At 69.2% G+C, this 11,732-nt stretch carries 11 protein-coding genes and 1 pseudogene; 11 read left to right on the top strand and 1 reads right to left on the bottom strand.

Annotation, left to right across the window (positions count from 1 at the left end; translation table 11 throughout):
• The 3 genes and pseudogenes from FXN61_RS51165 to FXN61_RS40865 all read left to right on the top strand — a co-directional run.
• Positions 1-379, top strand: a pseudogene (locus tag FXN61_RS51165) (FAD-binding oxidoreductase); the annotation flags it as partial.
• Positions 289-606, top strand: coding sequence for a heterodisulfide reductase-related iron-sulfur binding cluster (locus tag FXN61_RS51160; protein ID WP_376770803.1), 318 nt, complete (start codon positions 289-291; stop codon positions 604-606). The pseudogene FXN61_RS51165 and the gene FXN61_RS51160, both read left to right, overlap by 91 nt.
• The gene (locus tag FXN61_RS40865; RefSeq protein ID WP_167979234.1) at positions 603-2,042 is read left to right on the top strand and encodes an NAD-dependent succinate-semialdehyde dehydrogenase; all 1,440 of its coding nucleotides are present in this window, start codon (positions 603-605) and stop codon (positions 2,040-2,042) included. Before FXN61_RS51160 ends, FXN61_RS40865 begins: the two co-directional genes overlap by 4 nt.
• 144 nt (positions 2,043-2,186) lie before the next feature.
• Here FXN61_RS40865 and FXN61_RS40860 read toward each other — a convergent pair whose 3' ends face one another.
• Positions 2,187-2,924 (bottom strand): IclR family transcriptional regulator, encoded by a 738-nt coding sequence (locus FXN61_RS40860; RefSeq protein ID WP_223165820.1) that lies wholly within the window; start codon positions 2,922-2,924, stop codon positions 2,187-2,189.
• A gap of 195 nt (positions 2,925-3,119) precedes the next feature.
• Between FXN61_RS40860 and solA the strand changes: the two genes are divergently transcribed.
• From solA to FXN61_RS40820, 8 genes are read left to right on the top strand one after another with little or no spacing between them, the layout of a single operon-like run.
• A complete protein-coding gene (solA, locus tag FXN61_RS40855; protein WP_223165819.1) occupies positions 3,120-4,253 on the top strand; it encodes an N-methyl-L-tryptophan oxidase in 1,134 nt (377 codons plus the stop codon).
• Positions 4,254-4,260: 7 nt separating this feature from the next.
• Positions 4,261-5,229, top strand: a complete 969-nt coding sequence (locus FXN61_RS40850; RefSeq protein WP_167979231.1) for a M14 family metallopeptidase — start codon at positions 4,261-4,263, stop codon at positions 5,227-5,229.
• A gap of 43 nt (positions 5,230-5,272) precedes the next feature.
• The gene (locus FXN61_RS40845; protein WP_167979230.1) at positions 5,273-6,367 is read left to right on the top strand and encodes an ABC transporter substrate-binding protein; all 1,095 of its coding nucleotides are present in this window, start codon (positions 5,273-5,275) and stop codon (positions 6,365-6,367) included.
• Positions 6,360-7,487, top strand: a complete 1,128-nt coding sequence (locus tag FXN61_RS40840; protein ID WP_223165818.1) for an ABC transporter ATP-binding protein — start codon at positions 6,360-6,362, stop codon at positions 7,485-7,487. The genes FXN61_RS40845 and FXN61_RS40840 overlap by 8 nt, the downstream gene beginning before the upstream one ends.
• A 3-nt stretch (positions 7,488-7,490) precedes the next feature.
• A complete protein-coding gene (locus tag FXN61_RS53585) occupies positions 7,491-8,417 on the top strand; it encodes an ABC transporter permease (RefSeq protein ID WP_167979229.1) in 927 nt (308 codons plus the stop codon).
• Positions 8,414-9,268 (top strand): ABC transporter permease, encoded by an 855-nt coding sequence (locus tag FXN61_RS40830; protein ID WP_167979228.1) that lies wholly within the window; start codon positions 8,414-8,416, stop codon positions 9,266-9,268. The genes FXN61_RS53585 and FXN61_RS40830 overlap by 4 nt, the downstream gene beginning before the upstream one ends.
• On the top strand, positions 9,265-10,641 hold the full coding sequence (locus FXN61_RS40825) for an aminotransferase class III-fold pyridoxal phosphate-dependent enzyme (RefSeq protein ID WP_167979227.1): 1,377 nt from the start codon (positions 9,265-9,267) through the stop codon (positions 10,639-10,641). Before FXN61_RS40830 ends, FXN61_RS40825 begins: the two co-directional genes overlap by 4 nt.
• Before the next feature lie 32 nt (positions 10,642-10,673).
• Positions 10,674-11,624, top strand: a complete 951-nt coding sequence (locus tag FXN61_RS40820; protein ID WP_223165817.1) for a succinylglutamate desuccinylase/aspartoacylase family protein — start codon at positions 10,674-10,676, stop codon at positions 11,622-11,624.
• The last annotated feature ends 108 nt before the right edge of the window (positions 11,625-11,732 follow it).

The following is an 11,732-nucleotide window of genomic DNA, read 5'->3' as shown; positions in this document are numbered from 1 at the left end:
CTGCACGCCGAGCAGCGGACTGTGCTGCGGGCTGACGTGGGTCAGCACCGGCCAGCTGTCGATGGCGCGCCGGGTGATGGCCCGTACGGTCGCGCGGCTCGACCGCGGACCGCACCGCGACCTCCCGATCGTCGTCGCGGAACCGAGCTGTGCGGCGGCGTTGAAGCGCGACGTGCCCGAACTGCTGGACACCGACGCCGCCCGGCGCGTCGCGGCTCGTGTGCACACGCTCACGTCCGCGTTGACCGATCTGTCCACTTCGGACTGGAAGCCGGCCTGCCGGACTCGGTGGTGCTGCAGACGCACTGCCACGAGTACGCCACGTTCGGAAGCCGGCGCCCACGCGAGTTGTTGCGCGGGCTCGGCGTGCGGACGGTGACCGAGGCGGAAGGCTGCTGCGGGCTCGCGGGCAACTTCGGCTTCGAGGCAGAGCACTACGACACCTCGATGGCCGTCGCGGACCGGTCGTTGCGGCCGCGACTGGACGAGAACCCCGATGCCGTCGTCGTGGCGGACGGCTTCAGCTGCGCCACCCAGGTCGGCCACCTCGCGGGCGTTCGCGCCGTGCACCTGGCTGAACTGCTCGACCCAGGAGGAAACCCGTGATCGACGTTCCGAAGCAGTTGTTCATCGGCGGCACGTGGGTGGACGCCGCAGACGGCGCCACGATGCCCGTCGACAACCCGGCGACCGGTGAGGTCGTCTGCCACGTCGCCGACGCGGGCACCAAGGATGCGCAGCTCGCGGTGGAAGCCGCGGTCCGGGTCCAGGAGGACTGGGCCGCCACCGCACCGAGGGCACGCAGCGAGATCCTCCGCCGTGCCTACGACATCATCATCTCGCGCACCGACGAGCTCGCGTTGCTGATGACCACGGAGATGGGCAAGCCGCTGGCCGAGGCCAGGGGTGAGGTCGCGTACGCGGCGGAGTTCTTCCGCTGGTTCTCCGAGGAGGCGGTGCGGATCGAGGGCGGCTTCGGCACCCTGCCGGACGGCCGGAACCGGATGCTGCTGATGCGCCGCCCGGTGGGGCCGTGCCTGCTGATCACGCCCTGGAACTTCCCGCTGGCCATGGGTACCCGCAAGATCGGCCCGGCGATCGCCGCGGGGTGCACGATGGTGCTCAAGCCCGCGCCGCAGACTCCGCTGTCCAGCCTCGTGCTGGCGGAGATCCTGCGCGAGGCCGGACTGCCCGACGGCGTGCTGAACGTCGTCACGACGTCCAGGCCAGGTGACGTCGTCGAGCCGCTGCTGCGTGGCGGACGCATCCGCAAGCTGTCCTTCACCGGATCCACCCAGGTCGGCAAGCTGCTGCTCGAGCAGTCCGCCGAACAGGTCGTGCGCACGTCGATGGAGCTGGGCGGCAACGCTCCGTTCATCGTGTTCGACGACGCCGACCTGGACAAGGCGGTCGACGGCGCGATGGTCGCCAAGATGCGCAACATGGGCGAGGCCTGCACCGCGGCCAACAGGTTCTTCGTGCACCAGGACGTGGCGGAGGAGTTCGCCGTGCGGCTCGCCGCACGCATGAGCGCGCTCGTGGTCGGACCCGGCGCCGAACCAGGCGTCGACGTCGGACCGTTGATCGACGAGAACGGACGCCGCAAGGTGGAGCGCCTGGTCGAGGACGCGGTCCAGCGTGGTGCGCGAGTCCTCGCCGGCGGCCGGACGCCGACCGGTCCCGGCAGCTTCTACCCGCCGACCGTGCTGAGCCGGGTGTCGCCGGACAGCGACCTGATGCTGACGGAGATCTTCGGGCCGGTCGCGGCGATCCTGACGTTCGACGACGAGGACGAGGTCGTGAGCAGGGCCAACGACACCGAATGGGGTCTCGTGGGCTACGTGTTCACCGAGTCGCTCGACCGTGCGCTGCGCGTGAGCGAGCGGCTGGAGGCGGGCATGGTCGGTCTCAACACCGGCCTCGTCTCCAACCCCGCCGCCCCGTTCGGCGGTGTGAAGCAGTCCGGCCTGGGCCGGGAGGGCGGTCGCGTCGGCATCGACGAGTTCCTGGACTACAAGTACATCGCCGTGCCAGTGCGCTGACCGCTCCAGGCGTCTGCAAGTACCACCAACCCAACATCAACAAGCACTTTTCCACTACCAACCTGTTCGGCAGGTGTCGAACAGGTTGGTAGTAGTTGAGGGCGATTCGATCAAGAGTTGGTGGTACTTGCAGATGCGTTCAGCCTAGGAGCCCAGCCTGCGGGTGGAGATCTCCTTGGCGGTGTCCACGACCAGGCGGCCCAGCTCGGGTAGCTGGTCCGGGTCGAAGCGGGAGTCCGGCATGGAGATCGCCACCGCGGCCAGCGGTGAGCCGTCCTCGTCCAGGATCGCCGAGGCGATGGCGCACACGCCGGGCCGGAACAGGTTGCGGTTGAGCGCGTAGCCGTTCTCCCGCACCTGCGCCAGCTCCGCCTTGAGGTCCAGCGGGTCGGTGACCGTGGCGTCGCTGTAGCTCTCCAGCGGCCTGGCGAGCACCTCGTCCACATCGGACCGGTGCGAGTTGGCCAGTATCGCCCTCCCGGTCGCCGTTGCGTGCAACGGCGAGATGTCACCGATCTCGTGGAACGTGCGCACAGCGTGCGACGAGTCCACGCGGTCCACCACCACCATGCAGTCCAATGCGTCCGGAACGGACAGATGAATCGTCTCGTTGACCTTGTCCCGCAACCGGATCATCGGGTCGCGGGCCGCCGCGAACAGGCTGGAGCCCTGCAACGCCGCCGGCCGCACGGCGAGCACTCGCGCGCCGATCTCCCAGCGGGTCGTGTCCTTCCTGTTGGCGCGCAACCATCCCGCCTCGTGCAGCGTGACGAGCGTGCGCTGGACCGTGGACTTGGGCAGCCCGAAGAGCTTGGTCAGTTCTCCCACCGTGACCGGCTGATGGTGCGCGACCGCCTCCAGGATGCGCAGCGACCTGGTCACGCTTTTCATCTCCACTCGTTACCCCCTGTTAAACCTCTGCATTGCCTCGAGACACCTCTTGACGCGCCTTGTACCGGGTGTCATTCTCGTGCCAGATTCTAGCACGGCATGCCACATTGTGGCACAGGTCAGTTGACCATCTCAACACCTTCGGACGCGTCAGCATCGCCGTCCGGTGAGCCGAAAGGAAGCCCCGTGCCTGCCAGCAAGCGAGTCGCCGTAGTCGGCGTCGGAACGATGGGCAGTCAGGTCGCCTGGCGCCTCGCCGCCCGCGGGGCCGACGTCGTCGGGTACGACCGGTTCGCCCCCGGCCACGACCGCAGTGCCGCCGGTGGCGAGACGCGGATCTTCCGCAGCGCCCACTTCGAGGACTCCCGCTACGTCCCGCTGCTCAAGCACGCCGACGGCCTGTGGGACGAGCTCCAGCGTGAGACCGGGCGGGAGCTGCGCCGACTCACCGGCTGCCTGCTCATGGGTCCGACCTCGCACCACCAGATGGCCACCGTTCTGCAGTCCATCGACGAGCACGGTCTCGACCACGACGTCCTCGACGCCGACCTGCTCGCGCGGCGCTTCCCGCAGTACCGCATCGAGGACGGCGACGCCGCCGTGCTGGACCGCCACGCGGGGTTCATCCGGCCGGAGCTGACCGTCCAGAGCGCCGCGCGCCGCGCGGAGGAGCTGGGCGCCCGGATCCACCGCTACACACCCGTTCGTGAGATCACCAAGACGGGCGGCGGCGTGACCGTCCGCACCGACGAGGGCAGCGAGCACTTCGACGCCGTCGTGGTGACGGTCGGCCCGTGGGTCAACGACCTGCTCCCCGACCTGCCCTGGGAGGTGGAGATCCGCCGGCTGGTCAGCGCCTGGTACGTGCCGACCACCGACGCGTGGTTCGGGCAGGAACGGCCGGCGTTCATCCGCACCGCGCCGACGCACTGCTACGGCCTGCCGTCGCCGGACGGCGTCTCGGTCAAGCTCGGTCTGTCCAGGACTCTGCACCAGCTGGTGGACGACCCCAACCGTCTCGACAGGACGGTCCAACCGTCCGAACTGGACATCTTCGGCGAGCTCATCGGACGATACCTGCCGGACCTGCACCCGAACCCCGTCCGGCTGTCCGTGTTCATGGAGGGCTACACGGAAAGCAGCCGCCCTCTGGTCGGTCCGTTGCCCGGCAACGAGAACGTGGTGCTGCTTGCCGGGTTCTCCGGTCACGGCTTCAAGCTCTCGCCCGCCATGGGCGACATCGCCGCGGACCTCGCCCTCGACGGCACGTCGGCCCAGCCCATCGACTTCATCTCCACCTCGAACCGCACGGAGGCGTGACGCAGCCATGACGAGCCACACCGCTACCACCCTCACCGTCGGCGCGCTGAGCGCCGGACCGGGGACCAAGGTGCGCGGCAGCGTGCGGGCCGAGCTCGGCACGCTCACCACCGACATCCCCCTGGCCCTGATCAACGGCAGCAGGCCGGGCCCGCGGGTTGTGATCACCGCCGGTGTGCACGGCGGCGAGTTCACCGGCATCGACGCGGCCCACCGGCTCGCCGACCGCCTCGACCCGGAACAGGTGCGCGGACAGGTGCTGCTCTGCCTGGTCGCCAACCCTCCTGCCGTCTACAACGGACGGCTCGGCACGTCCCCGCTCGACGGCGTCAACATCAACCGCGTCTTCCCCGGCGACCCCGAGGGCAGCCCGACCGAGCGGCTGGCGGCCTGGCTCTTCGAGAACATCGTCGAGGACGCCGACGCGTACATCGACCTGCACGCCGGCCGCATCGACGAGTTCCTGCGGAACTTCGTCGGCTACCGCCTCACCGGCGATCCGGAACTCGACGCGAAGACCGCCACCATGGCCAGGGTCGTCGGCCACGAGGACGTCATCCTCGGCCTGAACGCCGACGGCGGCAACAGCCACGCCGCGGCGGCACGTCGCGGCATCCCGGCCATCCTCGTCGAGACCGGCCAGCTCGGAGAGCGCGACCCGCAGGCGGCCGAAGGCCTCGTCGCCGCGCTGCTGAGGGTGCTCGACTTCCTCAACGGCGACGACGTCGAGCCGCGGCCGGTCACCGAATGGCTCTGGGTCGGTTTCGTGGCCTCCGAGGCCATCGGCCTGTGGTACCCGGAGTTCACCCCCGGCACCGACGTGACCGAGGGTCAGGTCATCGGACGCGTCGTCGACCCGGCCGACGGCCGCGAACACGAGGTTCGCGCCACCGCGACCGGACGCGTCTTCTACGGGATGCGCGGCCTCACCGTGCTGCCCGGCACCGACCTCGCCGCGATCGCGGCACCCCGATAACCCCGCCACCCCCAGCTTCCTCCCCGCCCCCAGGAGGTTCATCGTGAAAGACACCCGGATCGACCGCCGGCTCTTCCTCCGAGGTCTCGGCGCCGTCGCCGCGACCTCGGCGCTGGCCGCGTGCGGCAGCGGTACGAGCCGCTCGGCCGGCAACAGCGGTGGCACGAGCAGCAAGACGCTCGTTGTCCGCAACAGCGGCGGCGCCTACGGCGACGCCAACATGAAGGCGCTCTACGAGCCCTTCATGAAGGAGACCGGCATCGAGATCAAGGTCGTCAACGCGAACTACGCGCAGATGCTGGCCCAGATCAAGCAGGGCCGCCCGCAGTTCGACCTGATCGACAACTCGATGATCGACTTCGTGAAGTTCACGAAGGAGGACGCGACCCAGCAGATCGACTACGACCGGCTCAAGAACGCCAAGAACGCCGACATCGCGAAGAACCTCCTCACGCCGACCGCCGTCGGCAAGAACTACTGGGGCAGCGTGATGGCGCACCGCACGGACGCCTTCGGTGGCAGGAAGCCGAGCTCGTGGGCGGACTTCTGGGACACCAAGGCGCTGCAGGGCAACCGCGGTCTCCAGCACGTCGACGCGGACATCCCCGAGCTGGAGTTCGCCCTGCTGGCCGACGGAGTGCCGCTGGACAAGCTGTACCCGCTCGACCTCGACCGCGCCTTCAAGAAGCTCGACGAGATCAAGGGCTCGGTCAAGAAGTACTGGGACACCGGTGCGTTGCCGGGTGTGCTGCTCGGCCGCAGGGAGGTCGACGTGTCGACCGTCTGGCACGGCCGGCTCAACGACCTGATCAAGCAGGGACAGCCGCTGGCCTACGTGTTCCAGGGCGCCCGCAGGCAGAGCAACGGCTGGGCGATTCCCAAGGGTGCCGGCAACGTCGACGCCGCCTACCAGCTCGTCGACTACTCGCTGCGCCCCGAGGTGCAGGCCCACTTCGCCGAGATCTACCCGATGGCGCCGGTCGTGCCCGCTGCCTACAAGGACATGAAGGACGAGGTCTCGGCCAACCTGCTCGGCTCGCCGAAGAACCTGGAAACCGGATTCGACGCCGACGTGGAGTGGTGGGTCGCCAACGACGACGTCGTGACCAAGCGCTGGCAGGAGTGGGCCCGTGTCTGAGCTCCATGTGATGTCGGAGAAGCAGTCGCCACTGGTCGCGGCACCGGCCGGGGCCGGCACCGGCAAACCGTTGTCGGTCACCAGGTTGCGCAAGAGCTACGGCACCATGACCGCGGTCGACGAGGTCTCGATGGAGATCGGCGCCGGCGAGTTCGTGACCTTCCTCGGCTCGTCCGGCTCCGGCAAGACCACCACCCTGATGATGATCGCCGGCTTCGTCGAACCCGACTCCGGGTCGATCGTCGTCGGCGGCAGGGACGTCACCCGGCTCGCGCCGCAGAAACGTGGTCTGGGCTTCGTCTTCCAGCAGTACCTGCTCTTCCCGCACATGACGGTGAGTGAGAACGTCGCCTTCCCGCTGCAGTTGCGCGGTCTGTCCAAACAGGAGATTCGCACCCGCGTGGGTGAGACGTTGGAGATGGCGGGCCTGTCCCGCTTCGCCCGGCGCCGCCCGCGTGAGCTGTCCGGTGGTCAGCAGCAGCGCGTCGCGTTGTGTCGCGCGCTGGTCTACCGGCCGCCGGTCATCCTGATGGACGAGCCACTGGGTGCACTGGACAAGAAGCTGCGCGACCAGCTGCAGACCGAGATCAAGCGCATCCAGCGGGAGCTGGGGCTGACGGTCATCTACGTGACGCACGACCAGGAGGAGGCCCTCGTGCTCTCCGACCGGATCGCCGTCATGCGCGACGGCCTCATCGACCAGTTCGACACCCCGCAGGAACTGTTCGAGCGTCCGTGCACGCCGTTCGTCGCCGACTTCCTCGGTGCCGCGAACTTCCTCCCCGGCAAGGTCGAGAACGACGAAAACGTTCGCCTGGACACCGGTGGTGTCCTGCGCACCCGCCGGCACGATCTCGCGAGCGGTGCACGGGTGCAGGCCGCGGTTCAGCCCGGCAGGCTCGCTGTGTGCGCGCCGGAAGACGGGTTCTGCACCGGGATCGTCGAGACCGTCACCTACGTCGGCACGCTGGTGCGCGTCACGATCCGCCCGGACGGCGCCGACAGCGTCACCCGGCTGGAGATCCCGGCCGGCCGGGCGCCCCTGATGGGCGACCGGGTGGGGCTCACCGCCGACCCGAACGACGTCAGCGTGTTCGACGCCGCCGGAACGGGAGGGTGAGCCGTGGCCGTCCTCGCCCCGCCGCCGGAACCGGTCGTCGCCGCTGCCACCGGCGGCAATCCGCAGGGATGGCGCCGCCGGCTGTCCGGCCGCCGCACCCGCTTCGGGCTGCTCAACGCCACGCCGGTCGTCATCTACCTGCTGGTGCTGTTCATCTACCCGATCTTCAGCACCCTCCTGCTCAGCCTGAAGGGTGAGGACGGCGGGTTCACGCTGCACTGGTACGCCGACGCGCTCAGCGGGACGAACCTGGACATCCTGCTGATCACGCTGCGGATCTCGGCGGAGACGTCGGCGATCAGCCTGGTCATCGGGTTCCTGCTGGCCTACTGGATCACCCGGCTGCGGCCGATCTGGGCCGGTCTGGTGATGCTGGTGGTCGTCGTGCCGCACTTCATCAGCGCCCTGGTCCGCACCTACGGCTGGATCATCCTGCTCGGCGACCACGGCCTGGTGAACGAGACGCTGCTGGCCCTGCACGTGCCCGGTGCCCCGTTCCAGTTGCTGTACAACGAACTCGGCGTCGTCATCGGCACCACGTCGGTGATGCTGCCCTACGCGGTGCTGCTGCTGTACGCGGTCATGCGCGGCGTCGACCGAGGGCTGATGGCGGCCGCGGCGAGCATGGGAGCCGGACGGCTCGTCTCCTTCTTCCGCGTCTACCTGCCGCTGGTCGCCCCCGGTCTGGTCAACGCGGGGATCCTGAGCTTCATCCTGTGCCTGGGCTACTACCTGACGCCCGCGCTGATGGGTGGTCCCAAGCAGACGATGGTCGCCTCGCTGATCGACGAGCAGGTGATGAAGAACAACCAGTGGAACGGCGCCTCCGCTCTCGGCGTGATCCTGCTGCTGCTCACCTTCGCGGGATTGTTGTTGCTGCGCCTGGTGAAGAGCATGAGCGAGGCCGCGAAGAACCGAGGTGCGGCATGATCGGGTTGCGCAACAGCGTGGCGGGACGCGTCGTCCTCGCCGTCATCTCGCTGCTGGTCCTGGTGTTCCTGGGGATGCCGATCGTGCTCATCCTCGTGACGTCGTTCGGCAGTGACGCCCTGGGCTCGTTCCCTCCGGAGTCGTGGACGCTGGGCTGGTACCAGCAGCTGTTCGCCGACGGCAGCAAGTGGCCCGCCGCGCTCGCGCTCAGTGCGACGGTCGCCGCGCTCACCACGTTGTTCTCGGTGGCGCTCGGGATGATGGCCGCGATCGCCCTGGTCCGCAGCGAGCTCCCGATGCGGTCCGCGGTGTACGGCCTGGTGCTGGCGCCGCTGGTGATCCCACAGGTGGTGGTGGCGCTGGGGTTGTTCCTGCTCTTCGAGCCGGCGGCGATGCTCGGCAGCCCGATCGCGATCGCGCTCGGCCACACCGTGCTCGCCACCCCGATCGCGGTGATGATCCTCATGGCGACGCTGAAGGGCATCGACGAACGGCTGGAGGACGCCGCGGCGAGCATGGGAGCCGGCAGGCTCACCATCGCGCGGCGGATCACCTTCCCGCTGGCCGCTCCCGGTGTGATCGCCGCGGCGATCTTCTCATTCATCACCAGCTTCGACGAGTTCTTCATCTCCCAGTTCCTGTCCTCTGTGGACACGATCACGCTGCCGGTGCAGGTGTTCAACGTCCTGCAGTTCGACGTCGACCCGTCGGTCACCGCCGTGGCCGCGCTGCTCATCGCCGTCGCGGTGGTGGCACTGGGGCTCGTCAGCGTCGTCCGCAAGCTCGGTTCCGGCAAGGACAGCGGTCTGCTGCCGGTCGAGACGGGCATCTCGGGTGGTGACATCAAATGACCACCGACCTGTCCGCTGTGGCGGCCAAGCACCTGCTGCTCAACATGACCTCGAACGGCTCGCTCGGGCCCGACGGCGAAGGTCTCTTCGTGGTCCGCAGCGGGGAGGGTCCGTACGTCCGCGACGACGACGGCACGCGCTACATCGACGGACTGTCCGGCCTGTACTGCTGCCAGCTCGGCTACTCCTACGCCGACGAGATCGCCGAGGCGGCGGGCAAACAGCTCCGCGAGCTCAGCTTCAGCCCGCTGTGGTCGGCCTCCGCCCACCCGGCGGCCATCGAGCTCGCCCAGCGGCTGGCCGGGCTCGCGCCCGCGGGCATCGAGCACACGTTCTTCTCCAGCGGTGGCGCCGAAGCCGTGGAGACCGCGTGGAAGATCGCCCGCCGCTACCACGCGCTCCGCGGTGAGCCGGGCCGTGCCAAGGTCCTGGCCCGGCGCGGTGCCTACCACGGCCTGACCGTCGGTGCGCTGTCGTTCACCGACGACCCCGGCCTCACCGAGCCGTACGGTCCGCCGGCGATCGACACCCGGTTCGTGGCCAACACCAACCGCCACGGCCTGTTCCCGGAGATGGCCAACGACGCCGTCTTCACCGCGCACCTGCTCGGTGAGATCGAGGACACCGTTCTGGCCGAAGGGCCGGACACCATCGCGATGCTGATCGCGGAGCCCGTGCAGAACCGTGGCGGCTGCATCACGCCGCCGGAGGGCTACTGGCAGGGCTTGCGGACGCTGGCCGACCGGTACGGCTTCCTGCTCGTCGCCGACGAGGTGATCACCGGCTTCGGACGGCTCGGCGAGTGGTTCGGTGGCATCCGCTACGGCGCGGAGTCCGACCTGATCACCGTCGCCAAGGGCATCACCGCCGGCTACGCCCCGATGGGCGCCACGCTGGTGGGGCAGCGGGTCGCCGAGGTGATCAACCAGCCGGGAGCGGTGCTCAACCACGGCTACACCTTCGGCGGGCACCCGCTGAGCGCCGCGATCTCCCTGCGCACGTTGGAGATCATGGAACGCGACCAGGTCCTGCAGAACGTCCGCGACCTGGAAGGCGGGCTGGCGAACGGAATGGCGGCGCTCGCAGGGCTGCCGATCGTCGCCGACGTCCGCGGCGCCGGGTTCTTCTACGCCGTCCAGCTGGCCGGTGACCAACCGGGCGGCGGTTTCTCGGACGCGGCACGCCAGGCGCTCGTCGTCGACCTCATCCCGCGCAGGCTGCGCGAGGCGGGGCTGCTGGCCAGGGTCTACAACCGCGCCGCGCCCCTGCTGCAGATCGCGCCACCGCTGATCAGCGACCGCCCGTTGCTGGACCGCATCACCGAGATCATCGCCGACACGCTCGACGAGGCCTCCCGGGCGCTGGCCCGATGACGTCTCCACGCCCCACCACGGAAGGAACGCACATGTACTCCATCGGTCCGCTGACCGTCTCTCCTGGTGAGCGCGCCCAGGGCCTCATCCCGGTCGGCACCAGCAGTTACGGCGTGGAGCTCGGCATTCCGCTGATCGTCGTCAACGGCGCCCAGGACGGCCCGGTCCTGTGTGTGGACGCGGGCGTGCACGGCGACGAGTACGACGGCCAGGAGGCCATCCGGCGTGTGCTCGCCGAGATCGACCCGGACACCTGCGGGCACCGTCGTCGGCATCCCCTGCATGAACACCCCGGCCTTCGAGGCGGCCGCCCGCGCGAGCGGCATCGATCACCTGAACCTCAACCGCATCTTCCCCGGCGACCGGACGGCTCCTACTCGCAGCGTCTGGCCGCCACCTTCGTCGAGCAGGTCGTCCCCGTCGTCGACGCCGTGGTCGACCTGCACACCGGCGGCGCCTACGGCGAAATCGCCCCGCTGGTCATCCTCCAGGGCGGCTACGAGGACCTGGCGACGGACATCGCTCTCGCCGCCGGGCACGAGCTGGTCTGGAAGGGAGGCAAGTGGGGCGGCACGGTCCGCCACCCCGTTCTCGCGGCAGGCAAGCCCGCCATCACCATCGAGTGCGGTGGCGCCACGTACCGCGAGGCCAACGTCGAGCGGCACATGTACTCGATCCGCAACATCCTGCGCAGCCTCAAGATGATCGACGGCGAGGTGGAGCTGCGGGACACCTACACGGCCGTCTCCGGCACGTTCGCCCGCTCCAGCGCCGGCGGCTTTTTCGTCAGCCACTCCGAGCCGGGCGAGAACTGCAAGGAAGGCGACCTGATCGGCCAGATCGTGGACCACTACGGCAACACGCTGGAAGAGGTCCGCGCGGACTGGGACGGCATCGTGCTGTGGGTGCGCCGCATCCGCACCGTGCGTCCCGGCGACGAGGTCGTGATCTTCGGTGCGGTCGAAGGTGAGATCACGCCATGAAGGACGTCACCGAGCTGCTGATCGACGGCAAGCGGGTGCCCGCCGCCGACGGTCGCACCTTCACGGTCGTGGACCCGGCGCTGGGCGACCCGGTGGCCGAGGTCTCCT

The sequence above is a fragment of the Lentzea indica genome, from assembly GCF_012184385.1.
GTDB classification, from domain to species: domain Bacteria; phylum Actinomycetota; class Actinomycetes; order Mycobacteriales; family Pseudonocardiaceae; genus Lentzea; species Lentzea indica.
Note: the sequence above shows the minus strand (reverse complement) of the source record. Positions and strands in the feature narration are given on the sequence as shown.